At 35.6% G+C, this 26,994-nt stretch carries 29 protein-coding genes; 20 read left to right on the top strand and 9 right to left on the bottom strand.

The window, feature by feature from the left end; translation table 11 throughout:
* Positions 1-28: 28 nt before the first annotated feature.
* A complete protein-coding gene (locus ACQ76T_RS12215; protein ID WP_431343567.1) occupies positions 29-1,111 on the top strand; it encodes a GEVED domain-containing protein in 1,083 nt (360 codons plus the stop codon).
* A 104-nt stretch (positions 1,112-1,215) separates the two neighbouring features.
* Here ACQ76T_RS12215 and ACQ76T_RS12210 read toward each other — a convergent pair whose 3' ends face one another.
* Positions 1,216-3,363: an endonuclease MutS2 gene (locus ACQ76T_RS12210; RefSeq protein ID WP_431343566.1), complete on the bottom strand. Its 2,148-nt coding sequence runs from the start codon at positions 3,361-3,363 to the stop codon at positions 1,216-1,218.
* Positions 3,364-3,425: 62 nt separating this feature from the next.
* On the opposite strand from ACQ76T_RS12210, the gene ACQ76T_RS12205 reads away from it, so the two are divergent.
* The 4 genes from ACQ76T_RS12205 (at position 3,426) to ACQ76T_RS12190 (ending at position 6,032) form a co-directional block, all read left to right on the top strand.
* The gene (locus tag ACQ76T_RS12205) at positions 3,426-3,710 is read left to right on the top strand and encodes a hypothetical protein (RefSeq protein ID WP_431343565.1); all 285 of its coding nucleotides are present in this window, start codon (positions 3,426-3,428) and stop codon (positions 3,708-3,710) included.
* Positions 3,711-3,779: 69 nt separating this feature from the next.
* Positions 3,780-4,310, top strand: coding sequence for a GNAT family N-acetyltransferase (locus ACQ76T_RS12200; protein ID WP_431343564.1), 531 nt, complete (start codon positions 3,780-3,782; stop codon positions 4,308-4,310).
* A gap of 38 nt (positions 4,311-4,348) precedes the next feature.
* Complete coding sequence (locus tag ACQ76T_RS12195) at positions 4,349-5,353, top strand: acyltransferase family protein (protein WP_431343563.1); 1,005 nt, start codon at positions 4,349-4,351, stop codon at positions 5,351-5,353.
* Positions 5,354-5,390: 37 nt separating this feature from the next.
* Positions 5,391-6,032, top strand: coding sequence for a uracil-DNA glycosylase (locus ACQ76T_RS12190; protein ID WP_431343562.1), 642 nt, complete (start codon positions 5,391-5,393; stop codon positions 6,030-6,032).
* A gap of 14 nt (positions 6,033-6,046) precedes the next feature.
* Here ACQ76T_RS12190 and ACQ76T_RS12185 read toward each other — a convergent pair whose 3' ends face one another.
* The 3 genes from ACQ76T_RS12185 to ACQ76T_RS12175 all read right to left on the bottom strand — a co-directional run bounded on the left by ACQ76T_RS12185 (position 6,047) and on the right by ACQ76T_RS12175 (position 8,306).
* A complete protein-coding gene (locus tag ACQ76T_RS12185; protein ID WP_431343561.1) occupies positions 6,047-6,535 on the bottom strand; it encodes a hypothetical protein in 489 nt (162 codons plus the stop codon).
* A gap of 17 nt (positions 6,536-6,552) precedes the next feature.
* Positions 6,553-7,044, bottom strand: a complete 492-nt coding sequence (locus tag ACQ76T_RS12180; RefSeq protein WP_431343560.1) for a DUF456 domain-containing protein — start codon at positions 7,042-7,044, stop codon at positions 6,553-6,555.
* Positions 7,045-7,121: 77 nt separating this feature from the next.
* Positions 7,122-8,306 (bottom strand): hypothetical protein, encoded by a 1,185-nt coding sequence (locus ACQ76T_RS12175; RefSeq protein ID WP_431343559.1) that lies wholly within the window; start codon positions 8,304-8,306, stop codon positions 7,122-7,124.
* Positions 8,307-8,577: 271 nt separating this feature from the next.
* On the opposite strand from ACQ76T_RS12175, the gene ACQ76T_RS12170 reads away from it, so the two are divergent.
* From ACQ76T_RS12170 to ACQ76T_RS12120, 11 genes are all read left to right on the top strand, one after another.
* Positions 8,578-9,846: a mechanosensitive ion channel family protein gene (locus tag ACQ76T_RS12170; protein WP_431343558.1), complete on the top strand. Its 1,269-nt coding sequence runs from the start codon at positions 8,578-8,580 to the stop codon at positions 9,844-9,846.
* 166 nt (positions 9,847-10,012) lie between these two features.
* A complete protein-coding gene (locus tag ACQ76T_RS12165; RefSeq protein WP_431343557.1) occupies positions 10,013-10,732 on the top strand; it encodes a pyridoxine 5'-phosphate synthase in 720 nt (239 codons plus the stop codon).
* A gap of 140 nt (positions 10,733-10,872) precedes the next feature.
* Positions 10,873-11,652, top strand: coding sequence for an alpha/beta fold hydrolase (locus ACQ76T_RS12160; protein WP_431343556.1), 780 nt, complete (start codon positions 10,873-10,875; stop codon positions 11,650-11,652).
* A gap of 117 nt (positions 11,653-11,769) precedes the next feature.
* Entirely contained in the window at positions 11,770-11,997 is a 228-nt protein-coding gene (locus ACQ76T_RS12155) for a microviridin/marinostatin family tricyclic proteinase inhibitor (protein ID WP_431343555.1), read from the top strand.
* A 38-nt stretch (positions 11,998-12,035) separates the two neighbouring features.
* Entirely contained in the window at positions 12,036-12,281 is a 246-nt protein-coding gene (locus ACQ76T_RS12150; protein WP_431343554.1) for a microviridin/marinostatin family tricyclic proteinase inhibitor, read from the top strand.
* Between the two features lie 42 nt (positions 12,282-12,323).
* On the top strand, positions 12,324-12,548 hold the full coding sequence (locus tag ACQ76T_RS12145; RefSeq protein ID WP_431343553.1) for a microviridin/marinostatin family tricyclic proteinase inhibitor: 225 nt from the start codon (positions 12,324-12,326) through the stop codon (positions 12,546-12,548).
* An 81-nt stretch (positions 12,549-12,629) separates the two neighbouring features.
* On the top strand, positions 12,630-13,586 hold the full coding sequence (locus ACQ76T_RS12140) for an MvdC/MvdD family ATP grasp protein (RefSeq protein ID WP_431343552.1): 957 nt from the start codon (positions 12,630-12,632) through the stop codon (positions 13,584-13,586).
* Entirely contained in the window at positions 13,579-14,583 is a 1,005-nt protein-coding gene (locus ACQ76T_RS12135) for an MvdD family ATP-grasp ribosomal peptide maturase (protein ID WP_431343551.1), read from the top strand. Before ACQ76T_RS12140 ends, ACQ76T_RS12135 begins: the two co-directional genes overlap by 8 nt.
* A gap of 458 nt (positions 14,584-15,041) precedes the next feature.
* On the top strand, positions 15,042-16,055 hold the full coding sequence (locus ACQ76T_RS12130) for an NAD-dependent epimerase/dehydratase family protein (RefSeq protein ID WP_431343550.1): 1,014 nt from the start codon (positions 15,042-15,044) through the stop codon (positions 16,053-16,055).
* Positions 16,052-17,821 (top strand): AMP-dependent synthetase/ligase, encoded by a 1,770-nt coding sequence (locus ACQ76T_RS12125; RefSeq protein ID WP_431343549.1) that lies wholly within the window; start codon positions 16,052-16,054, stop codon positions 17,819-17,821. The genes ACQ76T_RS12130 and ACQ76T_RS12125 overlap by 4 nt, the downstream gene beginning before the upstream one ends.
* Before the next feature lie 129 nt (positions 17,822-17,950).
* Positions 17,951-19,009 (top strand): diphosphomevalonate/mevalonate 3,5-bisphosphate decarboxylase family protein, encoded by a 1,059-nt coding sequence (locus tag ACQ76T_RS12120; RefSeq protein ID WP_431343548.1) that lies wholly within the window; start codon positions 17,951-17,953, stop codon positions 19,007-19,009.
* A gap of 652 nt (positions 19,010-19,661) precedes the next feature.
* Here ACQ76T_RS12120 and ACQ76T_RS12115 read toward each other — a convergent pair.
* Positions 19,662-19,982, bottom strand: coding sequence for a GIY-YIG nuclease family protein (locus tag ACQ76T_RS12115; RefSeq protein ID WP_431343547.1), 321 nt, complete (start codon positions 19,980-19,982; stop codon positions 19,662-19,664).
* Between the two features lie 200 nt (positions 19,983-20,182).
* Here ACQ76T_RS12115 and ACQ76T_RS12110 point away from each other — a divergent pair, with 200 nt between their 5' ends.
* Both ACQ76T_RS12110 and gloA2 read left to right on the top strand, forming a co-directional pair.
* Positions 20,183-20,623, top strand: coding sequence for a nuclear transport factor 2 family protein (locus ACQ76T_RS12110; RefSeq protein WP_431343546.1), 441 nt, complete (start codon positions 20,183-20,185; stop codon positions 20,621-20,623).
* A 15-nt stretch (positions 20,624-20,638) separates the two neighbouring features.
* Positions 20,639-21,016 carry an SMU1112c/YaeR family gloxylase I-like metalloprotein gene (gene gloA2 / locus ACQ76T_RS12105; protein WP_431343545.1) on the top strand — a complete coding sequence of 126 codons (378 nt, stop codon included), beginning with the start codon at positions 20,639-20,641 and terminating at the stop codon, positions 21,014-21,016.
* A gap of 3 nt (positions 21,017-21,019) precedes the next feature.
* On the opposite strand, the gene ACQ76T_RS12100 is transcribed toward gloA2, so the two are convergent.
* Together ACQ76T_RS12100 and ACQ76T_RS12095 are read right to left on the bottom strand one after the other, a co-directional pair.
* A complete protein-coding gene (locus tag ACQ76T_RS12100) occupies positions 21,020-21,403 on the bottom strand; it encodes a DUF1634 domain-containing protein (protein ID WP_431343544.1) in 384 nt (127 codons plus the stop codon).
* Positions 21,403-22,233, bottom strand: a complete 831-nt coding sequence (locus tag ACQ76T_RS12095) for a sulfite exporter TauE/SafE family protein (protein WP_431343543.1) — start codon at positions 22,231-22,233, stop codon at positions 21,403-21,405. Before ACQ76T_RS12095 ends, ACQ76T_RS12100 begins: the two co-directional genes overlap by 1 nt.
* Positions 22,234-22,330: 97 nt before the next feature.
* On the opposite strand from ACQ76T_RS12095, the gene ACQ76T_RS12090 reads away from it, so the two are divergent.
* Together ACQ76T_RS12090 and ACQ76T_RS12085 are read left to right on the top strand one after the other, a co-directional pair.
* Positions 22,331-22,882: a DUF1543 domain-containing protein gene (locus tag ACQ76T_RS12090; RefSeq protein ID WP_431343542.1), complete on the top strand. Its 552-nt coding sequence runs from the start codon at positions 22,331-22,333 to the stop codon at positions 22,880-22,882.
* 26 nt (positions 22,883-22,908) lie between these two features.
* Complete coding sequence (locus ACQ76T_RS12085) at positions 22,909-24,021, top strand: 5-(carboxyamino)imidazole ribonucleotide synthase (protein ID WP_431343541.1); 1,113 nt, start codon at positions 22,909-22,911, stop codon at positions 24,019-24,021.
* 87 nt (positions 24,022-24,108) lie between these two features.
* On the opposite strand, the gene ACQ76T_RS12080 is transcribed toward ACQ76T_RS12085, so the two are convergent.
* Both ACQ76T_RS12080 and ACQ76T_RS12075 read right to left on the bottom strand, forming a co-directional pair.
* The gene (locus ACQ76T_RS12080; RefSeq protein ID WP_431343540.1) at positions 24,109-24,810 is read right to left on the bottom strand and encodes a hypothetical protein; all 702 of its coding nucleotides are present in this window, start codon (positions 24,808-24,810) and stop codon (positions 24,109-24,111) included.
* A 53-nt stretch (positions 24,811-24,863) separates the two neighbouring features.
* Positions 24,864-26,987: a cation:proton antiporter gene (locus tag ACQ76T_RS12075; protein ID WP_431343539.1), complete on the bottom strand. Its 2,124-nt coding sequence runs from the start codon at positions 26,985-26,987 to the stop codon at positions 24,864-24,866.
* Between the last annotated feature and the right edge of the window lie 7 nt (positions 26,988-26,994).

Raw genomic sequence — 26,994 nt, 5'->3', positions numbered from 1 at the left:
TTCATCAATTTTTTAAAAACTAATAATTATGACCAAAAAACTACTTTTGAGTTCCTTTCTTCTATTGGGGGCTATTTCATGGTATCAATCTAAAAATGTTGCTGAAACAGTAATGACAAAAAATGCATTTATTGTTCCTACCAATGTAGTGGTTTCTAATATCACGACGACTTCAGCAACGGTAAGTTGGGACCCTATTCCCGGATCTTCGAATTTCTCGATAAGAATTAGGCAAGTTGGTCCTAACGTATGGCTTACCATACCCGTAATAAATGCTAATAGTTTTGATCTTAGCAATCTTCAACCTTGTGCAGCATACGAAGTACAGATAATGGATACTCTTTCCGGAAATATATCGTCTTCTGTTATTTTCTATACCTCACTCAATTATTGCAGTGCTGCATCTACAGATTCGGGATTACTGCATATTTCTAATGTTACAGTAAATTCAACGGGGATTTCGAATCCTATGGTAAGTAATTCCGGAGCGTCCAATTATACAGATTACAGAACCGATCCCAACCGTAGGATAAAATTGAACGTGGGAAGTATGGGAAACAACATTTCTGTAACCAATACATGGACAGGAACTCCGGGTACAACCACTGTAATAGCATGGATTGATTTTAATGGTAACGGTGTTTTTGAATCCAGTGAAAGAATGATGATTGCCAATAATGTTACGCAAACTTCTCAGTCTATATTTTCTGTTCCCAGCTATCCGATATTACCCAGCTCGGTTATTGGCGGATGCGGTGTTGTAATGCGTGTGATTTCCAGTCAAACTTTGCCAGGTAATGCTTGTGGTACCTTTACCTATGGAGAAGTCGAAGATTATGGAGTAGATTTTTTGGATCCCCTTCTTGCAGTACAGGAGCCTGCAAAATCTCATCAGCCGGAAATTTATCCTAATCCGGCTTCAGATGTTTTAAATATTTCAGGAATCTCAGAGGCTGTTAATTTCGAGATTTACAATGCAGCTGGCCAGAAATTAGATGAGGGGAAAGTTTCAAACCATCAGGTAAATCTACAGCATTTATCTACAGGGATTTATTTTATTCAGTTAAAAGATAAGGAGAATACAACCCGTTTGAAATTTATTAAAAAATAGAAGGCATCTAATCTTTATGTTGCCTAAACGATAAAAAAAGAGAGTACTTATAAGGTACTCTCTTCCTATTTGCGAATCAATTTTAATTGATTTTTTTCAATGTGTTAAATTCTTTCTAACTCATCCGAATCAATGGTCGTTTTGAAAGTTCCATAGTTCACAATCACCTTGTTTCTGGAGATTTTTTCAATCGTTCCAACACTGGTGCTTCCTGTAATACGAACACGTTGACCTACTTTCATCCAGATCGCACGGTCTGTTTTGCGTTGCTCTTCCAGTTTTTCATTGGTTTCTGCAATCTTTTCGATGACTTCCTCCTTTTTCAGCTGTTGAGTGATTTTTCTTTTAACCACCTGAAGGCGTTTGGATTCATCTTTGTCAGCTCCAATTTTTCTGAATTTTTCCTGTTCCAGAAGTTTTACAAAATCTTTCACAACATCCTTTCTGGACTTTCCTTTGGTATAGCTGTCTATGAAAGCCTCAATTTTGTTTCCAAACTGAAGTTTTCGATGTTCCTCTTCATACAGTTTCTGAAAATTGAAAAGCTTTTGTTGAAGCTGCTCATTCAGTTTCTGAAGGTTATCGCGCTTATCTTCTACAGATTCCTTTCTTTCAGCAAGATCAGATTTTAGTTTTTCAACTTCATACTTTTCCTGTTGCAGTTTTACAATCGTTTTATCCAGATTCACAATATCGTGCTCTACTTTTTTCTTCGCAGAATGGATAATAAATCTTGGAATTTTGTTCTTTTCCGCCACTTCAAAAGTAAAAGAACTTCCTGCCTGTCCTACTTCCAGCTTGTACATCGGTTCCAGCGTTTCTTCATTGAAAAGCATAGCCGCATTTTGGGCATTAGGAAGCTGCTCTATAACCAGTTTTATATTGGTATAGTGAGTTGTAATAATGGCAAAACTCTTTTTATCATAGAAAAACTCCATGAAGCTTTCTGCCAAAGCGCCTCCTAATTCAGGGTCAGAACCTGTACCAAACTCATCAATCAGTAAAAGAGTGTCTGAATCTGCCTCACGGATAATTCCTGACATTTTCTTCAATCTTGATGAATAGGTGGATAAGTGGTTTTCGATAGATTGATTATCACCAATGTCGGTCATGATCTTCTCAAAGAAAAACATTTCAGATTTTGGATGAACAGGAACCAGAATACCACTTTGAATCATCAGTTGCAACAAACCAACAGTTTTCAACGTAATAGACTTTCCGCCCGCATTCGGTCCGGAAATACATATGATTCTGTTATGCTCCGTTAAAGCAAGAGTCTGTGGATGAATGGTCTTGTTTTCTACTTTATTTCTCAGCCATAATAAAGGATGAAAGGCATCCTTCAGCTTTAATGTTTTATGGCGGTTAATTTTCGGAAGAACACCATTAATCTGGTCTGCAAACTTGGCTTTCGCTCTGGTGAGATCAAGGTCAAAAATATAGACCTGATATCTCCAAAGCTGAGGTTGAAACTCGGCCAGTTCCGCTGTCAGTTTTCTAAGAACTTTGTCAATTTCCTTTTTCTCCTCCTCTTCATTTTCACGAAGCTTGAAGTAATGCTTTACAACGCTGTCGGGTTGGATATACGTGATAGAACCAGTTTTTGAAATCCCTAAGGTTCGTCCCGGAACTCTTTTTTTAAATCCCGATTTTACAGCCAGAACCCTCTGGTCGTCAATAATTGTTTCCCGAATATCATCCAAAAAGTCACTCTGTCCATACGTGGTAAGGGCACGGTTGAAATTTTCCTGAATGGCTTTTTTGGCAAGCTGGATTTCTGTTCTCAAACCTTTTAGAGCAGGGGAAGCTTCACTTTTTACTTCTCCAAAACGGTTGAAAACTTTATCTACTTTTTCAATAATCTCTTTTCTGAATTCCAGTACGGAAGCTTCACCCATTAAAGTAGGGAAGGTTTCCGGCATGGAGGGAAAGAACTTTTGCAGTTTTCCGATCTGTTCCGTGATGGATTTGATTCTGATGAAAGCGCTGTTTTCTAAGCGGTAATTTTCGATCAGCATCAGTTTCAGCTCACTTTCGATATCTTCATATTCATCAAACGGAATCGCATTTGAACTTTCAAAACTCGACAGATATTCTGACGTTTTTTTTAAAGAAAGTTCCGCCTCGTCTATATCCATCGGACGAAGTTGAAGAATTTTTTCTCTTGTTTTCGGAGAATACGCAAATGGGGAGATTTCCGCGAGCAATTGCGGAAACTCTAATTCGTCTAAATCTTCTTTATCTATATACACACTGCAAATTTAGTGAGAATTTTGATTATTCCGTATATTTGAGCGATTTACAAATACTAACCATGAAACAATTATTCATTATTCTCCTTTTTCTGTCAGTGGGAGCCCAGGCTCAGGTAAAAAAACAGGGAAGGAAAAAAATAGAAAAAAGAACGGTTCTCAGGAAAAATAAAAAATCTATAGTAAAGAACTTCAGAGATAAAGAGGAAAAGAGAATCATTGATCTCAGCCAGCAAAATGATGGTCCCAGAAAAGAATTCGTAAAAAAAAGCAGTGCTTCTAAAGTAGAATCATTTGATTATGAGGAAACACGCTCTTCGAGAACCCGACTTTATTTGTTTATCTAGAAAAAAATAAAGATAGAACAAAAGGAGATTGTAATCTAGAACTTTAAACTACTATTAATACACAATCAGATGAAACTGGAAACACCGAGATTGATTTTAAAAGAAATTGATGAAAGCTACACCGAGGATATTTTACGGATTCGGGGTAATGAAGTGATCAATAAGTTTGTGCAGAGAAATTCACCGAAAAATAATTATGATGCACTTCAGTTTATTTTAACCATTAAAGAAAGAACTAAAAATAATCAAACGGTCTATTTGGGAATTTCCTTGAAAAATCAGTTGAATATTATCGGAACGATTTGTCTTTGGAATTTTTCTGAAGATCGGAAAACGGCAGAAGTAGGTTATGAATTGTTGCCCGAATATCACAGGCAGGGAATCATGTCCGAAGCTTTGAAAGCGGTTTTAGATTATGGATTTAATGAATTGCATTTACACGAAATTGTAGGCATTACCCATAAATCTAATGAAAACTCGAAAGGGCTTCTCTTAAAACATGATTTTCTTTTGGAAGAAGGAAAAGAAGATGAAGGGTTTCCGGATAATATTATTTTCAGTTTAAAAAGATTGTTGGGTAATGATGAATACAAAAGCTAAAAGGTATTTTTTATCTTTATTGGCGATTGGAATTTTATATGAAAAGTGAAATAAAATCATTAACCGGCCTTCGAGGCGTGGTGGCATTGTGGGTCGTATGTTTTCATTTTTTTCCCCACTTAAAAAGTGATATTCTTCTTAATACAGTAGGAAACGGCTACCTTGCTGTTGATGTATTTTTTGTTTTAAGTGCTTTTCTTCTTACTGTTTCTTATTCTGAAAAATTCAAAATTTTGAATTCGAAAGGAGTGCTCAATTTTTACAAGAAAAGAGTCAATCGTATTTATCCTGTTTATGGTATATCCATTGTTTTTATTGTTCTTTTCATAGAAAAAAGCTCTTGGGTTGCCTTTTTTATTAATGCCGGATTGGTACAATGTTTTTTTAATCCTAATTATTTACTGAACGTCGTCTATTGGTCTTTAAGTACAGAGTGGATCTCTTACCTTTTGTTTCCATTCATGCTTTATTTGATAATACGGGTGAAGATCCGAGGCGAAATCCTTATTATAGCAGGTTTGGTATTGAGAGTTGTTTTACCGCATTTTCCTGAAATGTTTATTGGATCAGATATTCCGATGGAGATGGGAAAACATCAAAGATATCTGGATATTCCGTATGGAGTCAATTCATTATTAAGAACAATTGCGTCCTATTTATTGGGTATTGGGATCGCTTTGTTACCCAAATATAAAATAAAAGGAAATGTATTGATCTATCTTTCGGTTGGTATTTCATTGGTATTACTGTTATGTACGGTAAGAGGATTGGTTTTTATTCCTTTACTGTCTGCAGTTATTATAAAGCAGCTTTATACAGGAGAGAAAAATTATGTTCAAATGTTTCTTGGTAGCTCTGTTATTCATTTTTTAGGTAATATTTCTTATTCCTTATATATCATTCATTATATCATCAAGAAACAGAATGTTATTTTGCTGAGTTCTGAGAATTTTAATAGTTTGGTTTTGATTGCCTTATCCATATTGCTGTCTTACCTCTCTTATGTTCTGATAGAAAGGAAACTGAAGATATTTGAAATATAACTTGTGCTTTTGTTTGAATATTAATTATTTTTGCATCATGACCTGGACAGAAATTTTAGCACCCATAAAAAGCACCGAATACTTCAAAACCCTTTGGGAAAAAGTGAAAAATGAGTATGCAGCAACAAAAGTTTTTCCCCCTAAAAATCAAATTTTCAGAGCATTGGAACTCACTGCTTTTGATGATATTGAAGTAGTAATTATCGGCCAGGATCCTTATCATAATGATTTTCAGGCTAATGGATTGTGTTTTTCTGTTTCGGAGCAGGTGACAGCACCTCCATCCCTTAAAAACATATTTATTGAACTGAAAGATGATCTCGGCATAGAAAGAACATCTAAAGAACTTGATGATTGGGGAAGACAGGGCGTTTTACTTCTTAATGCCACTTTAACGGTTCGTGCTCATACTCCCAATTCACACAAAGATTTGGGATGGGAAAAATTCACCAATTTTATTATTAAAGAAATTTCTGATAAAAAAGAAAATGTAGTCTTTGTATTATGGGGCGCTTTTGCACAAAAAAAAGCCGAATTCATAGATCCGGCTAAACATTTTATTTTGAAATCTGCACACCCGTCACCATTCTCTGTGTATAAGGGGTTTTTCGGAAGCAAACCTTTCTCCAAAATCAACGAGTATTTGGTTTCTAAAGGAAAGAAACCAATTTCGTGGTAAAACATTAGAAGGTATTACTGTGCTTTTTTGATCGTAATTCCGATTTTGTATTTTCCATTTAAAGCTTTAGCGCCTTCTTCTGATTTAGGATAGGGTGTAACCTCTTGTAGTACAATGGTATATCCGTTGAAATTAGCAGACTGTCTATAATCTCTTCCCGGATAATCTGTACTGGCAAGGCTTAATATAGTAGGTCTGGTAGAAGTTCCCATTACTTCAATCTGTGCAATAGCAGCACCAGCCATAATACAATTGACCCCTTCAGGACATCGATTATCTTCAGAAATACCTTTAAAAGTTACATTCATCTGGTATTGTCTTAAAAATTTATTCTCACCCTCATTAAAATAAATAATGGAGTCTTTTTGATCCGGTAGATTGCCTTTTTTTGTAGATTGGGACATGTCAATGGATTTTTTTGTATCAGCTTTAGCTTTCTTTTGTGCATTACACCCCGTTAATGCAAATATTCCAAGGCTAAGGATAATGGTTTTATGGAACATAGTTTCTTATATTTTTATTAAATGATATTGAACATATTCAATAATACTACCAAAAACATTGCCACACCTACAACAAAACTGAACCCTGTACCATAGATAAACCCTATAAAGGCTCCTTTGGTAGACTGAAGGGCCTTGTTCATATCCTTGCTGTCATGAAGCAATTCCCCAATAAACACTCCGGCAAACATTCCTATAAGAAAACCTAAAGGAATAGGGATAAAAATACCAGCAATAGTTCCTATTACAGAGCCAATGCTTCCCCAGCGTGTTCCTCCGTATTTTCTGTTTGTTTTAGCGGGAATGACATAGCTTAAGACAATGGACAATAGTGTAAGAATCCCAAAAGCCCAAATATAGATCATCGAAAGATCAGCATCTGTCCCGAATTTATAGATCAGAAGTCCGCAGATACTCAACAGTAGCCCTGGAAGGATAGGAAGAAAAGTTCCCAGTATTCCTACCAGCAATAAAAGAAGACAAAATATATTGATTACTGTTGTATCCATTTTTAAAATATATCTATGCAATATAAAAAAAGTGGCCTTATAAAAGCCACTTCCTATCTGAGTTTATTAAAATTTTATTAAAGATTTAAGATGACGTATTCCAGGATCGGCCCGGTTTTACCAATATTTCCGCTTGCATGATTGTGGAATGTGGTGTAATAGATATTTCCACTGTTCGTACTTCCACTACATGATCCCATATTGTCACCATGTGCCTGGTGAGCGCTCCATGCATTCTGATTAATCGTGAGGGTGATCATATTGCCGTTTGGTGTATGATGGCAGATCGTCATATGGTTATTGTTTAAAGATGTCCCTACAGAGATTTTAGGAGCATTTTTATTTGTGTATTTATTGGTTCTTACCATCAGAGCTTCATTTCCTTTTTCTACCAATACCTCCCAGAATAAAGGATCATAATACTGTATTTTTTCCCATAAAGGCTGATCATACTGAATATCTAATGTATTAAAACCTATTGATGCTGCCATAGCTGTATTGGAAACGCTACAATTGTTATACATCCCGATAGATCCGCTGTCACTAAAGCAAATCTGCGTATAATTTATAAATCCTGCACCAAGACCACAGGAAATAACATTTTTGTTTCCACCTACCAGATACGCTGCGGCCCAGTCTGAGCTGTAAATGCTTCCGCCGTTTGTTATAAAAGTAGAAAGATTGTCAAAAACCTCAAGATCATTACCCGGAGTATTGGTTCCTGTTTGTGTAAAATTACGTGAGCCGCAATTCAGGAAAATAATGTCATACTGAGAAATGGTGTTTAAATTTTTTAAATCGTGATAAGAAATTTGGGTGGCTGCATAGCCAAGATTGGAAATAATAGTTTCTATTTCGTCATAGCTACCTTCTACATAGGCTATTTTTGCAATCTGATTCAGTTTTGAATCTTTGCCGGCAACAGTGATCGTTTCATTTTTTTTGACAGTAACAGGGATCTCCGTTCTAAAATTAAGACCATTGCCTGTCTGAATGTGAAGGGTGGTATTTCCTTCAGGAGCAACCAGACTGAATGTACCATCAGCGTTGGAATAAGTGTGATAAACATGATTTTTATTATCAATAGTGAATACAAGGGCACCACCAACTGGTTTGGTTCCGTTTTTAGCAAATACTTTACCTTCTACTGTCCCTGTTGATAAGGTTTTAGTGTCTTCCTGAATAATAGAATCATCTCCTCCTTTACAGCTTACTAAGAACATAAGTGTACAGAACATGATGAACAAGTAACTTTGTTTCATATTTAATTGATTTTTATGGATTTAGTTTTGTCTAAATTTAATAAATAATTAATATATAAGTGTTAAAAATGTTATTTTTTTTAATTTATGTTAGTTATACTTAGGATTTGTAATCGATTCTTTGCTTATTGTATGTGTTTGTGAATGATTTCTCATTCAATAATAATTTTTAAGAAGATTTTCCTTATTTATTGTATAATGAATACTTTTTGGGATGAAAATTGATTGTGAATAATAAAATCATGATTCTTAATTTCATAAATTTGCTGTAATGAATGACCAGTTACAAGAAACCAAGAACTTTATACAGGAGCTGAGTGAACAGCTTTATATTTACATTACCAGGATTTCACCAGCTGGTTTGGATTGGGTTTTTCATATCATTGTAAAACTCAGTTTACTTCTTGTTCTGTTTCTTGTTACCGATTTTATTTTTAAATTCCTGATCAATTCTGTTTTCAGATTATTTCATAACGAGGAAAAATTCCCCATACTTAAATCAGTTTATCAGTCCAGAATCACCAATTCTGTTGCCCACTTTGCAGCACTGATTGTGGTTGGGGCAATACAGGGTTCTATTTTTCCGGAAAATGCCTTGCCAAAAACAACAGTCTTTATCATAAGGTGTGTCAATTTAGGACTGGTACTTATTTTGGCTGGAATGCTGTACAGATCGCTGAGTGCATTCAGGAATTATTTCAGTATAAAACAGGATTTTTATAAGATTATGGCTCTTAATGCCATCTCGGAAACAGTAAAAATTTTAGGACTCTTTATCTTTACTGTTCTGGGAATTTGTGTTATTTTCGGAATAAAAGGAACGACCATTGTAGGAAGTTTAGGAGCGATAACCGCAGTTTTGGTGCTTGTTTTCAGAGATACTATTTTAGGATTTGTCACAGGGCTTCACGTAGCAACCTCCAAAAACCTGAAAGTAGGAGACTGGGTAAGTATTCCTAAATATACGATTGAAGGGAATATCACAGAAATTAATCTTCTCACCACAAAAATTACCAATTTTGACAAAACGGTTTCCACAATTCCTACTTATGATCTGATGACCACAGAGATCAAAAACATGCAGGTTATGTCGGAATCCAATACCCGGAGAATCAAAAAATCGATCTATTTTAATATCAATTCCTTTAAGTTTTTAACGGATGAAGATGTTGAACGTTTAAAGGAGATCAACCTTATTTCAGAATATCTTGAAGAAAGAACTTCCGAGATTAAAAAGGAAAAAGAAAGTCTTGAACACAATGATATCGTTGTAAATGGAAGACAACTTACCAATATTGGAGTGTTCCGGTATTATGCCCAAAAGTATATAGAAAATGATCCGGATGTAGATAAAAACGGAACAAGAATGGTGCGCCAGCTGGATATTACTCCACAAGGACTTCCTTTAGAGATATATTGCTTTGCCAATGATTCGAAATGGGAACGATTCGAGCAGATTCAGGCAGATATATTCGATCATCTGCTGGTTGCATCCAAAGAATTTGAACTGCAGGTAATGCAGGTAAGTGTTAAAGTATAGAACAGCTGAATAGGAAAGCTGAAAGTTTCAGCCCTTTTTAAATTAATTTTAATAAAACTATTAAATGATTGAATGTAGAAGATTAACAGAAAGAAATAGCCTGGATTTACTTTCAGCCATATACTTTAATCTTCTGACACGTCATATCTAACATCTTAAATAAAAAATGACAAAACTAAGCGTAAACATTAATAAAATTGCGACCTTAAGAAATGCAAGAGGAGGTGAAACACCAAGTGTTACAGAAGCTGCTGTAAAAATTCAGGAATTTGGAGGACAGGGAATTACGATTCACCCAAGACCTGACGAAAGACATATCACAAGAAAAGATGTCTATGATCTGAAACCTTTAGTGACGACAGAATTCAATATTGAAGGAAACCCTCATCAAAGCTTCATAGATATGGTGCTGGACGTAAAACCTGAGCAGGTGACATTGGTTCCGGATGCAGATGATGCAATTACTTCAAATGCTGGTTGGGACACCAAAAAACATTTGGATTATCTTACAGAAATTATCTCAGAATTTAAAAAAGAAGGAATCCGTACCTCTATCTTCTTAGATCCTATGCCCGAATTGGTAGAATATGCTGCAAAAACAGGTGCAGACAGAATAGAGCTTTATACAGAAGCTTATGCAAAGAATTATCTGAGTAATAAAGAAGCCGCAATAAAACCTTATTTTGATACTGCTGTCGCTGCAGCCAATGCCGGACTGGGAATCAATGCCGGACATGATCTAAGCCTGGAAAACTTAAAATATTTTGCAGATACTATTCCCAATTTGTTGGAAGTATCCATTGGCCATGCTCTAGTTTCTGAAGCACTTTATATGGGATTGGAAAATACAGTACAGGCCTATTTGAAGAGACTTGCAAAATGGTAATACATAAGAAGCCGGAAGTTAGAAGTTAGTAAAACTTTATTTTTATCTCTCATAGCGTTTACAGAATTATAATGTAGATGAAATTATGAAGATACTTTATGGTCTAACTTCCGTTTTCTCACATTTAATTTTTAAAGAAAATGGAAATCTTAAATTCAAAAATATTCGGCGAAAACTTAACTGTTACGCCACTTTTAGTATTCCACGGACTGTTTGGAATGCTTGATAACTGGGGAAGCTTTGGAAAAGATCTGGGAGAATATCTTCCCGTACATCTTATTGATCTGAGAAATCACGGAAGAAGTTTTCATTCCGAAAATATGTCTCACGATGATCTGGCAGACGATATTGCCCGCTATATGGATCATTATGGAATTCAAAAAGCCCATGTTTTAGGACATTCTTTAGGGGGGAAAGCAGTGATGCAATTCGCGATTAAATATCCTGAAAGAGTTGAAAAACTGATTGTTGTAGATATTTCCCCAAAAGCATATCCACCACATCATCAGGGAATTATAAAAGCTTTGGAAACTGTAGATTTCAATACCGTGGGTTCCAGAAACGAAGTAGAAGCGGTTTTGAGCCAATATATTCCTGAAAAATCTACCATTCAGTTTTTGGCGAAAAATCTGTATTGGGATGACAATAAAAAGCTGAACTGGAGATTTAATCTTAAAACTTTATCAGAAAAATATACAGAATTTGTTTCCAATGCTATAAAATTTGGAGTTTTTGAAGGAGATACATTATTTATAGCTGGTGAGAAATCCAATTATATTTTACCACAGGACGAATTCGGAATCAAACAGCAGTTTCCTAAAGCGGAAATTGTTACCGTAAAAAATGCAGGACACTGGGTGCAGGCTGAGAATCCTATTGATTTTGCGATAGTTGTTAAGCAATTTCTTGGTTTGGATTAATTTTATTCTTTGATTTTTTTATTTTATGTTAAAGTTTTCTTAAAATTTATCTTTATTTCTCCATGCGTTGAATTTTTTTGTACTTTGGTTTTATCAAAAAGATAAAACTATTGACTTATGGAGAACAAAAAAACAACGAAAAAGCCTTTTTTCGCAACATTCCTAGAAAAACAGATCAAAGATCCTGAAACAGTAAAAGGTGGAGGTACTGTTACTTCTGTTATTAAAGATCATATTATTACCACAGCACTTGAAGATACTGTTGTTACTACACAGTTAAGCGATCATGTAAACGTTACTTTGAAATATCCCTCAGATGGTGACGATGATGTTTTAGATGTATAAAAACCCAACAAAAACAATCAAGTTAAAAAAATAATATTATGGAAAACAAGAATTCAAAGAAAAAGCCATTTTTTGCAACATTTCTGGAAAAGCAAATCAAAGATCCTGAAACCATCAAAGGAGGAACTTCCACTTCATTGCTTACAGATACTGCAACTTCGCCTATTAGAGATCATATTACTACTGCAGCTCTTGAAGACAGTATCACCAGACCAGATAATGATAATGTAACGCTGAAATATCCTTCAGACGGTGATGATCATGTTTTAGAAGTAGAATCTTAAGAAACAAATCAAATCATTATATCAAATCAAAAACTAAACATTATGAAAAACAAAGATTCAAAAAAGAAGCCGTTTTTCGCTTCGTTTTTAGAGAAGCAGCTTAAAGATCCTGAGACTGTAAAAGGAGGTAGAGATATCACCCTTATTGAGCAGGATACCATCACAAAACCAAGATTGGATGATGTAACTTCTCCACAGATGGATATGATGCATACGCTAAAATATCCTTCAGACGGTGATGATGATTCTATGACGGTTCCATTGTAAGAATACATAGAATATAATAATTTTATAATAATTATAAGGGAAACTTAATGTTTAAGTTTCCCTTTTTAATACAACCGGCAAATGATTCTTTGCATTACCCATTCACAGGATTTTTATAATATCGATCTGTTTTTCGAATACCTTACTTCCCAAAATATACCTTATTTTAGACTGAATTCCGACCGCCTGAATCATCTGCAAAAGATCAGCGTGAATGAAGATTCATTTGAATTAACAGATGAATCAGGAAATACGGTTCATTCTGAAAATATCAAAGGGGTATGGCATAGAAAAGCCTGGAAGATCAATACTCCGGAAGAACTTGACGAAGATTATGAAAAGATTTTTCTGGGAGAATACGGAAGCCTTCGATACAACTTCATGACTATTTTGGAAGATGTTCCGTGGATCAATCCTTATGAAAACGAAAAAAAAGTGGATGGAAACAAAATGTTTCAGCTGAAGATAGCACAGAAAAATAACCTCACAGTTCCCAAAACCATTTTTTCCAATGATGAAAAGAAGATAACATCCTTTTTTTATCAATATTGTCAGGGAAAAGCAATTGCTAAACTTCACGGTACAGTAGCGAAAACAATGACGGGAGAAAACCTTATCTCTACGACAATTATTGAGGAAGATTCGTTGGAGCATCTTTCAGATATTGCATACTGTCCTATGATTTTTCAGCCTTATATTGACAAAGAATATGAACTGAGAATTGTTTACGTAGACGGTGATTTCTTCGTAGGAAAAATCAATAACAGTGAAAACCCGGACTGGAGAGTGGCTCATGCAGATCATTTCTGGTCTGCTTATGAATTGCCTGAGAATATTAAAGAAAACCTTACCGCAATGATGAAAGAAATGGGACTTTATATAGGTGCCATTGATATGATCAAAGGGAAAGATGGAGACTATCACTTCCTGGAAGTAAACCCGCAGGGAGAATGGGGAATGCTGCAAAAAGAATTAAGCTTTCCCATTGCAGAAAAAATTGCCGACAACCTTATCAAAAGAATAAATTCCCATGAATAAAATTTTAATTATTACCCATACTGCCGATAATTTTTCAATAGAAAAAGTAACAGAATATATCGGAAAAAACAACTGTGAGGTCATCCGTTTTGATGTAGACGTATATCCTTTACACAATAAACTTTCTACTGTTTTTCAGGATGGGGAATGGATCAGTATCCTTGAAACTCCTGATGCAAAACACCGTCTGGATGATATTTCGGCCATTTGGTACAGAAGAGCTTACAATATCGGAAAAGGACTAAAAGAAGAAATGGATAATAAGTTTTACGGGGCCGCTATGGGGGAGATCCGAAATACCCTTTTCGGATTCTTTGAATCTGTTGATGCTTATTCTTTAGGAAAACCAAGTGTTTACAGAAGATTGGACAGTAAAGAAGAGCAATTGAAGATTGCTGATAAAATAGGACTTACGATTCCAGATACCTGCCTTACCAACAACCCTGATGAAGCAAGAAAATTCATCCTGAAACATCAGAATGTGGTAGCTAAAATGCAGACCGGTTTTGCCATCTATGAAGATGGAGTGGAGAATGTTGTTTTTACAAACGTGGTAAGCGAAGATAAACTGGAAGAACTGGATTCACTGTTATATTGCCCAATGCAGTTCCAGAGAATGATTCAGAAAAAGAAAGAACTCCGTATTACGATTGTGGGAAGAGATGTTTATGCTTTCGAAATCGATTCTCAGCAATCTGAAGATGCTAAAATAGACTGGAGAAAAGACGGTATCAATCTGCTAGATAAATGGACCCGAACAGAACTTCCAGGAGATGTGGAAGAAAAACTTCTGGAACTTCTGGACGTATACAATGTTGATTATGGTGCAATAGACATGATTGTTTCTCCGGAAGACGAATATTACTTTATTGAGATCAACGCCGCAGGAGAATTCTTCTGGCTGGATAATCTTACAGAAGGCAACCTTATTTCTAAAAGTATTGCAGACGTACTTTGCGATAAAGCTCCAAGAAGAAGTAATGAGGTAATGGCTTAAAAATAGAATCCTTTTTATACCATAAAAATCCTTAAATGATTTAAAAAAATAAATTGTTTAAGGATTTTTTGTGGGTTTAATGGAGTTATAAATGAGCTTTCATGAGTACACTATTCCTTTGGATTTACTTTCCTTACATTGTAATCTGAAAGTATTATTTCATAAGAATATAAGACCATAAAGCATAGTGAAGAGGTATATCCGGGTAAAACAACATTAATGGATCTTATCAAAAACATGGATCAGAAATATAAAAGCAAATCCGGAATCATACAACACCTGTAATGAACATAAGCTATGTCATCAGAATGATAATATTGGTTAAATTAGGCTGAATTATGCTTTAAAAATCGCAAATTTGCAAAAGCAGTTTTTCAAACAATCTTTCACCGGAATCTGAAGAATTGCCGGATCGAAAATATTGTTATATTTTAGTCAGCAATCAAGTAAAATAATTAATGGTTTTTGTAACGGGTGCTACCGGAATTCTGGGAAGAATAATTGTATTGGAGCTTCTTAAAAGAGGCAAACAAGTACGTGCTTCCAAAAGACCTGGCAGCAATATAAACGAAGTAAAGCATTCATACAGCTTTTATACAGATCACCCTGATGATTTTTTCAATAAAATTGAATGGATGAATGTAGATTTTGAGGATATTGACTCTCTGAAAGATGCTTTGAATGGAGTAGATGAGGTCTATCACTGTGCCGCAAAAGTAAGTTTCCATCCCAAAGATGAGAAAGAAATGTACCGCACCAATATCAACGGTACCGAAAATCTTTTGTATGCCTGCGAAGGTTCGGATGTGAAAAAATTCCTGCATGTAAGTTCTGTTGCTGTTCTCGATAATTTCAATGAAAAAGGAGAACTCGATGAAGATTCCGATTTCAATCCGAAATTGGAACATTCTGCCTATGCCATTTCCAAACATTTATCAGAAATGGAAGCCTGGAGAGCCTCTGCTGAGGGTCTGAATGTAGTAATCATCAACCCAGGAATGATCGTTGGAAGTGGAAACTGGACGCAAAGCAGCGGTGAACTTTTTTCGACATTTGAAGATAACAGCTTTACTTTTTCAGGGGGTTCTGCCTATGTAGACGTAAGAGACGTTGCAAAAACAGCCATTGAACTGATGGAAAACAATATTTTCGGAGAACGCTTTATTATTGTTTCAGAAAACAACAGATATGCAGATCTTGCCAGGCAGGTGAGATCCCGACTGGGGCTTAAAGATGCCAGAATCCTGTCACAATCCCTATTGAATATCGGTAGAATTGCCAATACCCTTTTCGGATGGCTTATTCCAAAACTGAAGATGGTTACCAAATCCAATATTGAAGCCATATCTTCATTCAACACCATTTCCAATCACAAAGTCAAAGAAAAACTGAATTATCAGTTTATTCCCGTAAAAGAAAGCATCGACTTTCACCTGAATAATTATATTAACGACAAAAAGCTGAAGAAATGAATCTTGCCGAGGCAATTATCCTTAAAAATGTAGAAAAACATCCTATAAAAGCTGCCATTGGTTTTAAAAAGAAAGAGACAGCCTGGAAAGAGCTGAGTTGGAAAAAATTCAGTGAAATTATTTTTAAAACAGCCAATGCCCTTACAAATGCAGGTGTTCAGGAAAATGACAGAGTAGCTATTTATTCAGATAATTCTTCTGAATGGATGATCTTTGATCTGGCTTCGATGTCTATTGGTGCCATTACGGTTCCTATTTACTCTACCAACAATGCAGAACAGGCAGAACATATCATCAACGATTCCGGCGCTAAAGCAGTTCTGGTAGGCAATCAAATGCAGTATGATGCCTGTCTTGAATTTCTGCAAAAAGAAGAAAATAATCTTGATACCATTATTGTTTCTAAAAAGGCAGTCTGGATCAAGAAAGAATTCAACAGCTTTTATCTGGAAGATTTTATTGCAAAAGCTTCCCCGAAATTCGAAATCTGTAAAAGAGAATACGAAGATACAGCAACATTGATTTATACTTCTGGAACTACCGGAATTCCGAAAGGTGTTATGCTTACCCATGGAAATTTCATTAAAGCATTCGACTCTCATTTTGAATTTTTTAAGTTTAAAAACTTTGAGGAAGAACTTTCACTGGCATTTTTACCTTTAAGCCATGTTTTTGAAAGAAGCTGGAGTTTACTTTGCCTCTACGGTGGTGCAAGAGTATACTTCCTGGAAGATCCTAAAAACGTAGCAAAAGCTTTGGAAGAGGTGAAACCCACTACAATGTGTGCCGTTCCCCGATTTTTCCAAAAAGTATATGCTGGAGTGCTTGAAAAAGCCGAAGAAGGATCATCTTTAAAGAAAAAAATCTTTGACTGGGCTTTAAAAACCGGATGGGAAACCGCCGAATTAAGAAGAAATGAAAAACCAATTCCTTTTGGATTAAAACTAAAGGAATCTGTTGCCGATACTCTTGTCTTTAGTAAGATTAAAGAAAGAATGGGAGGCCGACTTTGGTTTTTACCTTGCGGTGGAGCGTCTCTGTCACCTGAAGTGACCAGGTTTTTTGAATCCGTAGGAATCCACGTAACAGTAGGGTATGGATTAACAGAAACAACGGCAACCTTAACCTTATTTCCTTTAACACACTTTGAGCATGCAACCAGTGGAAAACCGCTGCCGGGAGTGGAACTTCGTATCGGAGAAAACGACGAAATTCAGGCTAAAGGAAACGGAATAATGAAGGGGTATTACAACAAACCTGAGGAAACCCAAAAAGTTTTTACAGAAGACGGCTGGTTCAAAACCGGAGATGCCGGAAAATTTGATGATAAGGGAAACCTCATTATTACAGACCGAATCAAAGATCTGATGAAAACTTCCAATGGGAAATATATCGCTCCGCAACAGATTGAAAATCTTCTCACCAACAATAATTTTATCCAGCAGATTATGCTGATTGCAGAAGGAAGACAGTTTGTTTCGGCCCTGATAGTTCCTAACTTTGAATTCCTGCAAGACTATATTAAAAAGAACAATATTCCTTTCACGAGCTGGGAAGAAATGGTAAAAAGTGATAAGATTATTGGTCTTTATAAAGAAAAAATAAAAGAATTGCAAAGCCACCTGGCAGATTACGAGAAAGTGAAAAAATTCACCCTGATGCCTGCTGAATTTGACATCAATACCGGAGAAATTACGCCCACGCTGAAAGTCAAAAGAAACGTGGTTATCAAAAAATATGCGGATATTATAGAGAAAATGTATTAAAAAATACAACGAAAATCTCTATTTAATCCTGAATTTTAATTCCCTCTTTTCAGGTATATTACAACTGAATACTCGAAAATTCAACGAATTTTTGACGGGGTGGTTAAAAATAACGACTTAAATTAAACGATGACAACACAAGAATTTTTAGGAAAAGAAAATTACAATATTCATACACAGACTGTTTCAGAAAGCTGTCCGTCCAATATAGCTTTGATCAAATATTGGGGGAAATATAAAGATCAGATTCCTGCCAACCCAAGTATCAGTTATACATTAAACCATTGTAAAACAAATACGTTACTGGAATTTGTAGCCGATGAAAATTTCTCTGTCCAGACCTTTTTGGCTGGAAACGAAGAATTGAAATTTGCCGAAAAAATTGAAAAATATTTTAGAAATATAGAACAATACCTTCCCTGGATTTTAAAAGGAAAGTACATCATTAAAACAGAAAATACATTCCCTCACAGCTCCGGAATTGCCAGTTCAGCTTCTGGATTTGGAGCTATTGCAAAATGTCTGATGAAGTTAGATGAAGCCTTTTCAGGTAAAGTTTCCGAAGAAGATTCTTTAAGAAAAGCTTCTTTTCTAGCAAGATTAGGAAGTGGAAGTGCATGCAGAAGTTTATATAACGGTCTTATTGTATGGGGAGCGACAGATGAGGTGGAAGGAAGTTCAGATTTATTTGCAGTACCTTATCCTGATTCTGAAATTCATGAGGTTTTCAAGAACTTTAATGACTGGGTTTTGTTAATTCATGAAGGGCAGAAAAGTGTTTCTTCAACAGTAGGGCACGGTTTGATGAATACCAATCCTTATGCAGAAAGAAGATTTCAGGAAGCAAGAGAGAACTTTGTTCCTATGAAAGAAATTCTGAAAAACGGAGACATGGAGCGCTTCATTCAGTTGGTAGAGCATGAAGCTCTTACCCTTCACGCTATGATGATGATGAGTGAACCAGCTTTCATTCTGATGAAAACCGGTACTTTGGAAGTCATCAATAAGATCTGGGATTTCAGGAGAGAAACAGGACATCCTTTATTTTTCACTTTAGATGCAGGAGCCAACGTTCACCTTCTGTTCCCAAATAACGACTCTGAAGAACACATAAAAGCCTTCATAGAAGCTGAATTATTACATCATACTCAGAAAAATGGAGTAGTGAAAGATGTGATGAAATTCTAACATGAAAAAGAAGAAATTTTATATCCTTATTGCTGTTGTTATCATTGTCTTGCTACTTGTGTTTTTTGGCGAATTTACAGTAACATCTGAAGTGGGCAGTTGGGGATGGAACAGAACAATTAACTGGGGGTTGCCGTTTGGCTTCTGATAAAATAACAATTACAAGAGTGGGCTTTAGTCCACTTTTTTTATTTAAGGATGCTGCTTTAATTGTCTCCGTTCTTGTCATTCCGTAGGAATCCAGGCTCGTCAATTTGAAGTAAAACAGCTTTTAATAGTAACTTGTACAGATTCCTACGGAATGACAAAACTCGTATTTTATTACATCATGAGATAAAAAATATGTAATAATAGTTATCCATAGAAAGTCATACGTTTTCATATTAAACCCAATTTTCAAATCAATCATTCAAAAAATCTAAATTAGGATTCACAGCTCTTATAAGTTCCAGTTTTATTATCTAAGGATGTTGCTTTTATCATCTCCGTTCTTGTCATTCCGTAGGAATCCAGACTTGTTAATTTGAAGTAAAACAGCTTTTAATAGTAACTTGTACAGATTCCTACGGAATGACAAAATTCTTGTTTTATTACATCATGAGATGAAGAATACGTAATAATAGTTATCCATAGAAAGTCATACGTTTTCATATTAAACCCAATTTTCAAACAAATTATTCAAAAAATCTAAATTAGGGTTTACAGCTCTTACAAGTTCCAGTTTTTTAACTCTTGTCCAATTTTTGATTTCCTTTTCTCTAGCAATAGCATCATGAATCCAGTCAAATTTTTCATAATAGATTAGAAACTCAAGATTATACCTTGCAGTAAAGCTATAAGGATTTAATTTTACTTTGTGTTGATATAATCTTTTATGAAGATTTCCTGTTACGCCTGTATATAAAACTCTTCTTGTTTTATTAGTTAAGATATAAATATAGTAGGTATGGTAACCTTTTGAAAACTCTATCATTTATGTGTTTATTTTTATAAAAGTTACAAAAAAATAGTTCTTATCCTTAATAAGGAGATCAGAATGTCAATATTCTAATGATATAGAAAGCTATAATAAATACGGTCAAACAAAATATTATATTTTGGAAAAGAACTTGAAGAAAAATCGTTTTAGCAGAAACATTATTTTCCCTATTTTTATTTCTTAAAAATCACCAGATGAAAAAAATTGTGGGTATTCTTTTGATGATAAACACGATGTGTTTTAGTCAACAAAATAAAGAGATTGAAAAACCTATCCGTAATCTATTCCTTGGAATGAAAAATGCAGATTCTGAATTGGTAAAATCGGCCTTTGCAGAAAACGCAGTTCTTCAAACTATCACAAAGGATGGTACTGTAAAAGATGACAGTGTACAGGATTTCATTATTTCGGTTTCTCAATTTACAAAAGGAGATCTGGATGAAAGAATTGTTATAGAAGCCATTCATACAGACGGAAACCTTGCGAGTGTATTTACCCCTTATTCTTTTTATTTAAAAGGTAAATTATCACATTGTGGGGCTAATAGCTTTCAGTTGGTGAAGCAGAGTAATGAATGGAAAATTCAGTATATTATTGATACGAGAAGAAAGGAGAAATGTAAAGAAATAGAATAATATAAAATTTAAACAATGAAGATTCATCATATTGCCATTATCTGTTCAGATTATGCCGTTTCAAAGAAATTTTATACAGAGGTTTTGAACCTGAACATCATTCGGGAAGTTTACCGCGAAGAAAGGCAGTCCTATAAGTTGGATCTTGCTATCGGAGATCATTATGTGATTGAATTATTTTCTTTTCCAGATCCGCCTCAACGTCCCTCCCGTCCAGAAGCTTGTGGTTTAAGGCATCTTGCATTCTCCGTTGACAATGTAACCGAAAAACGAAATGAATTGATAGGAAAAGGTCTAGATTGTGAGGAAATACGGATAGACGAGTTTACAGGCAAAGAGTTTTTCTTTACCCAGGATCCGGACCAATTGCCGTTGGAGTTTTATGAAATGTAATAATTAGTGCGCGTATCCCGCAAAAAAGCTTACCGCCATAATGGTTAAAACAATAGAAGAAATGACTACATACACGTAGTCTTTTTCTTTTAGATAACCTATCAGAGCAAAAACAATTCTCATCAAAGGAGTGAAGATCAACAAAAGAATTCCCAACTGAATAATGGCAGAACCCTGCCCTTCACACAATGAGCTCCAGAAATGACCCCATACTTTTTCAGATGAGGTACCTACATTCAGGCTGCTGTATTTCTTGGGCATTTCAAAACCTTCAACAAAAAGCTTCACAAAACCTATTAATGAGGTAGCTACGGATAAAATAACCCCCAGTCTCAGAAGATTTCCTACCGAACGGTTCAGATCTACATCTGTAAAATTCTTTTTCATTATCTGAAACTTTTGTTGATACCGTTATACATCATATAAATAGACAGAAGAGTGATCACAATAGCAAAAAATACTTTCAGCTTCTTTGTTTTGGATGCCATCAGGGTCTTGGATCCAATGAAACTTCCTATCACTACCCCTATCAATACAGGTGCTACAATTACAGGGATAATTTCACCTCTTTGGAAATAGATCAGTGCACTGGCTACTGCCGTTACTCCAATCATAAAGTTACTTGTCGTAGTAGATACTTTGAATGGCAGCTTCATCATATTATCCATTGCCAATACTTTCAATGCTCCGGAACCTATTCCTAAAAGACCTGACATTGCTCCTGCAAACATCATCATTAAAAATCCCGGAACTGTATTTCTTGCAGAATAGCTTTTCAAAATTCCTTTATCAGGAAATGTTCCGTAAAGTTTAAGTTTTTCTTCCAGACTTCCTTTTATTAAAGGTTCCTGGTGATCCGGTTTTCCTTTAAGATTTAAAATAACTGTTAAAAGAAGAATACTCGCAAAAATAATTCCGATGGTATTGGGATTAAGCATTCCCGAGACAAGAGCGCCAATTACAGCACCTGCCGTGGTGGCTATTTCGAGAAACATACCGATTCTCATGTTCGTAAAGCCTTCTTTTACAAAAGCTACTGCCGCACCGGAAGAAGTTCCGATTACAGAAATAAGAGAAGCACCGATAGCATAGTGCATTGGAACACCAAAGCCCAGCGTTAATAAAGGAATGATAATTACTCCTCCTCCTAAGCCCGTAAGCGATCCTAAAAGACCTGCAGAAATAGCTCCAAGGAAGAGTATGATGATTTCTGACATACTACAATTAATGTTACAAATATAAAATTATTGTGGTAGTCTGCCAAACATTTGAAAAAGATAAATTTAACGTATTTTTGTATGCATGAAAAATGAAATGAAATTATTTTATGTTATCCTTGGGGCTACACCCAAAGGTAGAAACATTGAACAGCACGATGTTTTTTTCGGAATTGCCGAAAGTCTTAAAGATCTTGTTCCTGAGATGAAAGACTTTTGGAAGGAAGCAGAAGGTAAAATTCATATCGACTGCCATCAGGAAGTAAAATTTGCAGACGGCTATGAAGTGAAAATTGTAGAAAAAGGAGCGAAGTCTTCTGAAGAACAGCTATACTTCCTGAATTTGGGAGGATACAAGTCTGGTTTCTTTGAAGAATTTCATGAGCAGCACCTTATGGTAGGACAGTCTATGGGAGAGATTGTAAAGAGAGCAAGAGGTACTGAATTTTATCAGACCATGGGGTTTGAAGGAGCAGTAAGTCATATTGATGATAAACACGGCGTTGATATTGATGATATTTTCAACGTGAATGATATCCTTCCCGTACATATGAAAGAAAAATATTCCATTGTTCTCATCAAATCTAATGCGGAAGATCAGAAAAATCCAATGGGGCTGGGATATTTAAAAATTGATAAAGTTCAATAAGAAAGTAAATCTAATAAAAATAAAAAATGAAAATAGGAATTCTGGGAGGCGGACAGCTGGGAAGAATGTTGATACAAAGTGCACTGAAGTATGACGATGAATTTTATACTCTGGACCCTGCTTCGGATGCCCCGTGTCATAATATCTCATATTTCACACAGGGAAATTTCAATGACTATGAAACGGTTTTGAATTTTGGAAAAGATAAGGATGTTGTTACCATTGAAATAGAACACGTAAATGCTGATGCATTGGCTGAGCTTGAAAAACAGGGAATAAAAGTAGTTCCCAATGCCAGTATCATCAAAACTATTCAGCAGAAGATCCTTCAGAAAGAATTTTATAAAACTCATAACATCCCAAGCCCGGAATTTCAGGTAGTTTGGAATAGTGATGAAAAAATCGTGATGCCGCTCCCATTTGTACAGAAAATGAATACAGGAGGATATGACGGAAAAGGAGTACAGGTCATTAAAACAGAAGAAGATTACCAAAACTTGTGGAAAGAAGCTTCTGTGATCGAAAATATGGTAGATATCGACAAGGAACTTTCCGTTATTGTTGCCAAAAATGAAAAAGGAGAAACCAATACTTTCCCTGTGACGGAAATGGTTGCTGATCCTAAACTGAATCTTTTAGATTTCAATGTATGTCCGGTTCTTTTAACAGAAGATGTTCAGAACCAGATTGATGCTATTACAGAGAAATTTTTAGCGGTAGTAAATTCTCCGGGACTTTTTGCTATAGAACTGTTCCTGGATAAAGAAGGAAAAGTATGGGTAAATGAAACCGCTCCAAGACTTCATAATTCCGGACACCAGAGCCAGGAGGGAAATACTAATTCTCAGTTTGAGCAAATGTACCGTGTGGTAAAGAATCTTCCTTTAGCAGATACAGACGCCATTACTTACAGTGGGATGCTGAATCTGGTAGGAGCAGAAGGATACAGCGGAAAAGTAGTTTACGAAGGAATGGAGAACGTTCTTCAGTTACCTGAAACCTATATCCATTTATATGGAAAAACAGAAACCAAACCAGGCAGAAAGATGGGACACATCAACGTTCTGGCAGATTCCAGAGAAGAATTGATGGAAAAACTGGTGAAAGTGAAAGGAATGGTGAGAGTGATTTCAGAATAAAACTTAAAAAGCACAATAATTTTTTTATTTATTGTGCTTTTTTTATCTCCTTATTCAAACTGTTATTTTTAAAAATATCTCAACATTTTAAAAAGGCATTGCCACCATTTTTCCTTTATATTCTCCCTTTACGATTCGAAGCAGGGCAACATAGCTACCGGCTCCATCAGAATTTAGCATAGAAATATATAATGTTTCATTTTGACGGTCATAATAACAGTGCGTTAACTCATTATTGGGATTGAATAGGTTTTCAATTTCTTTATTGGGGATCTGTATCGTTTTGTTTCCAATCTGTATCGCAATAGATTGATAATACGTTTGAGGAATCGTACCATCCGTACCCCATATCTTCTTTCCTTTATATTTATCTTCTATTTCTTGTCCGTTATATTGGGATGAAGAAAAGAATTTTTTGTGAGCTTTATAATTGAACTTGTCAGAAATAATGCTTACCCTAATATTCCCTGATTCGAAAATAACTTTATTAACCTCCTGTATTGTAGAAGGAACAGCTTCATAGGAGCCTATAAGTTGAGCCTTTGAACTATAAATAAATCCCGATATTTTATCATTATAGTAAGCATTCAGCCAATTTTTATGGGAAGAATCAGATTCATATACATATACAATCTCATCGGTATTAATTTTTCCGACAATCTTACTTTTTATATCCGCATTTTCTCTTACATTCACATAGCCGTCTTTATCTACAATTTTAGCAAATTGAGCAAAGCATAATTGTACGCTTAAAACGGTCGTTAAAAGAAGTAACTTATTTGTTTTCAATGGTTTTTTTATTTAATGTACAAAGTATCTGATCAATACCAGTCAGTAATTTTTTACTTAAAAATCTTCTGGATTACATTTCCTATTTCCACAAAGTCTCCATGATTGCCTACAGAACGTATCTCTGGGCTGTTTTTGTCATACTCGGAGAATGGGAAGATCAAAAGGTAATTATTATTGTTCAGGTACCTGTTCAGCAGCTCAGGAATAAGTCTCATCCTTGGAATATAGGACTTCATTCCTCGTTTAGCCATGAAAATAATCAACGCTTCATCGTCTTTTAGCTGGGCAGCAGTTTTTTCACCATCCTGCCAGGTATTCATAATGATAAACTCAGCTTCTATATTGGCTTTTTTAATGATTTTCTGCAAAATATCAAGAATATTCTCAGGCGTGTAGAAAGCTACTGTTGCTCCCGAATTTCTGGCAATATTCCAGACTCTCAGAAGAGCATGGAAAAATCCAGCTTCCTGATGGGCGTTTTCAGGAATCATCACCGCATATCGCTTAATTGTTGACAGAGGTTGTGCTGCATGATATACCAATACATTTACATCATCATTCTGAAGATATCCGTTATAAAGATTGTAAATGAACGAAGGCGAGAAGCCTTTTTCATCTTCTAAACCGATGATAAGATCGGTGATATTTTGCTCTTTAATCACATTGTTTACCCCGTTGATCACATCATTGTCATACCTTTTGAAAGTCTGCAATTTCACATCGGCTGCGGCTGCGGCATCGGCGGCCTGATGAAGAAGCTTCTCTGCATTTTTTACTGAAGATTCATTTTTATCTTCATTGATGACATTTAACGCAAAAAAATCTTCCGTATTAGAATGAGCCTTTATCAAAATTCCCAGATTAACCATTCTTTCAACCGTTTCTTCATGATTGATGGCCAATAAAATGTTTTCTTCTTCATGACTGTTTCCGGAAACCGTATCTTCATTATCACTTTCAGCAATTTTTTGAGCACTAGCCATTGAAATGAAAGATGAAATCGTACACGAGATAAGGATCAGAAGAATACTTCCGTTCAGTACATGCTCATTTAACAGTCGGACAGGTTCACCGGTTTCCGTTTCCGAAAGAATAATATTATAACCTACCATTACAGAAGCCAGAGTAGCGGCTGCAGAAGCAGAACTTAATCCGAAGATCAGTTTTCCTTCTTCTTTTGTCAGTCTGAATGTTTTTTGCGTAGCTACTGCGGAAAGGTATTTCCCACCGATAGAAGCTACCAGCATTATTCCTGCTACTTCAAGGGTCTCCCAGCTTTTGAAGAAAACCTTAAAATCAATAAGCATTCCTACACTGATCAGAAAGAACGGAATAAAAATCGCATTTCCTACGAATTCAACCCTGTTCATTAACGAAGAAGTATGAGGAATAAGTCGGTTTAAAGCCAATCCGGCGAAGAATGCTCCGATAATAGCTTCTACACCTGCAAGTTCGGCAAGCATTGCTGCCAGATAGATCATTACCAGTACAAAAATATATTGCGAGATCTTATCATCTACCTTTTTGAAAAACCATCGTCCTATAATAGGAAATAGAATGAGGACAATCAATGCAAAAACGATGAAGGAAACGGAAAGCTTTACCCAAAACTCGGTTCCTACATCCCCCTGAGACATACCTACAATTACAGCAAGTACCAATAACGCCAGAATATCGGTAATCATGGTTCCTCCGACTGTAATATTTACTGCTTTATTTTTTGCAATACCCAGTTTACTGACCAGTGGATATGCAATCAGTGTATGAGACGAAAAAAGGCTGGCAAAAAGAATAGAAGTCAGCATCGAGAAATGAAGAAGATAATATCCGCCCAAATACCCGAGAACAAAAGGAACGGTAAATGTATAAATTCCAAAAGTGAGGCTTTTCCATTTATTTTTTTTAAAATCGCCCATATCAATTTCAAGTCCGGCAAGAAACATGATATAGAGTAGCCCTGTGGTTCCGGTTACAACAATGCTGCTGTCTCTCGACAAAACATTGAATCCGTTGGGACCAATAATAGCTCCGGCAATGATAAGACCCAGCAGATGGGGAACTTTAATCTTATTCAGAAGGAGTGGAGCTGCAAGAATGATGACGAGTACCAATAGGAACTTTAATACCGGATCTTCGATGGGAAGACTCAGATTGTGTATGCTCAGTAAAATCATAAGTGTT

Origin of the sequence: Chryseobacterium sp. JK1, assembly GCF_050632815.1 — a bacterium.
Taxonomy (GTDB): Bacteria; Bacteroidota; Bacteroidia; order Flavobacteriales; family Weeksellaceae; genus Chryseobacterium.
This window is presented reverse-complemented; position numbering and strand designations above follow the sequence as displayed.

Coding starts and splice junctions, on each gene's coding strand:
- ACQ76T_RS12150 (WP_431343554.1), top strand. CDS start 12,036: ATGGAAAACAAGAATTCAAAGAAAAAGCCATTTTTTGCAACATTTCTG.
- ACQ76T_RS12205 (WP_431343565.1), top strand. CDS start 3,426: ATGAAACAATTATTCATTATTCTCCTTTTTCTGTCAGTGGGAGCCCAG.
- ACQ76T_RS12085 (WP_431343541.1), top strand. CDS start 22,909: ATGAAAATAGGAATTCTGGGAGGCGGACAGCTGGGAAGAATGTTGATA.
- ACQ76T_RS12145 (WP_431343553.1), top strand. CDS start 12,324: ATGAAAAACAAAGATTCAAAAAAGAAGCCGTTTTTCGCTTCGTTTTTA.
- ACQ76T_RS12155 (WP_431343555.1), top strand. CDS start 11,770: ATGGAGAACAAAAAAACAACGAAAAAGCCTTTTTTCGCAACATTCCTA.
- ACQ76T_RS12215 (WP_431343567.1), top strand. CDS start 29: ATGACCAAAAAACTACTTTTGAGTTCCTTTCTTCTATTGGGGGCTATT.
- ACQ76T_RS12075 (WP_431343539.1), bottom strand. CDS start 26,987: ATGATTTTACTGAGCATACACAATCTGAGTCTTCCCATCGAAGATCCG.
- ACQ76T_RS12185 (WP_431343561.1), bottom strand. CDS start 6,535: ATGTTCCATAAAACCATTATCCTTAGCCTTGGAATATTTGCATTAACG.
- ACQ76T_RS12135 (WP_431343551.1), top strand. CDS start 13,579: ATGAATAAAATTTTAATTATTACCCATACTGCCGATAATTTTTCAATA.
- ACQ76T_RS12095 (WP_431343543.1), bottom strand. CDS start 22,233: ATGTCAGAAATCATCATACTCTTCCTTGGAGCTATTTCTGCAGGTCTT.
- ACQ76T_RS12175 (WP_431343559.1), bottom strand. CDS start 8,306: ATGAAACAAAGTTACTTGTTCATCATGTTCTGTACACTTATGTTCTTA.
- ACQ76T_RS12125 (WP_431343549.1), top strand. CDS start 16,052: ATGAATCTTGCCGAGGCAATTATCCTTAAAAATGTAGAAAAACATCCT.
- ACQ76T_RS12115 (WP_431343547.1), bottom strand. CDS start 19,982: ATGATAGAGTTTTCAAAAGGTTACCATACCTACTATATTTATATCTTA.
- ACQ76T_RS12130 (WP_431343550.1), top strand. CDS start 15,042: ATGGTTTTTGTAACGGGTGCTACCGGAATTCTGGGAAGAATAATTGTA.
- ACQ76T_RS12160 (WP_431343556.1), top strand. CDS start 10,873: ATGGAAATCTTAAATTCAAAAATATTCGGCGAAAACTTAACTGTTACG.
- ACQ76T_RS12170 (WP_431343558.1), top strand. CDS start 8,578: ATGAATGACCAGTTACAAGAAACCAAGAACTTTATACAGGAGCTGAGT.
- ACQ76T_RS12165 (WP_431343557.1), top strand. CDS start 10,013: ATGACAAAACTAAGCGTAAACATTAATAAAATTGCGACCTTAAGAAAT.
- ACQ76T_RS12100 (WP_431343544.1), bottom strand. CDS start 21,403: ATGAAAAAGAATTTTACAGATGTAGATCTGAACCGTTCGGTAGGAAAT.
- ACQ76T_RS12195 (WP_431343563.1), top strand. CDS start 4,349: ATGAAAAGTGAAATAAAATCATTAACCGGCCTTCGAGGCGTGGTGGCA.
- ACQ76T_RS12190 (WP_431343562.1), top strand. CDS start 5,391: ATGACCTGGACAGAAATTTTAGCACCCATAAAAAGCACCGAATACTTC.
- ACQ76T_RS12090 (WP_431343542.1), top strand. CDS start 22,331: ATGAAATTATTTTATGTTATCCTTGGGGCTACACCCAAAGGTAGAAAC.
- ACQ76T_RS12140 (WP_431343552.1), top strand. CDS start 12,630: ATGATTCTTTGCATTACCCATTCACAGGATTTTTATAATATCGATCTG.
- ACQ76T_RS12180 (WP_431343560.1), bottom strand. CDS start 7,044: ATGGATACAACAGTAATCAATATATTTTGTCTTCTTTTATTGCTGGTA.
- gloA2 (WP_431343545.1), top strand. CDS start 20,639: ATGAAGATTCATCATATTGCCATTATCTGTTCAGATTATGCCGTTTCA.
- ACQ76T_RS12200 (WP_431343564.1), top strand. CDS start 3,780: ATGAAACTGGAAACACCGAGATTGATTTTAAAAGAAATTGATGAAAGC.
- ACQ76T_RS12110 (WP_431343546.1), top strand. CDS start 20,183: ATGAAAAAAATTGTGGGTATTCTTTTGATGATAAACACGATGTGTTTT.
- ACQ76T_RS12120 (WP_431343548.1), top strand. CDS start 17,951: ATGACAACACAAGAATTTTTAGGAAAAGAAAATTACAATATTCATACA.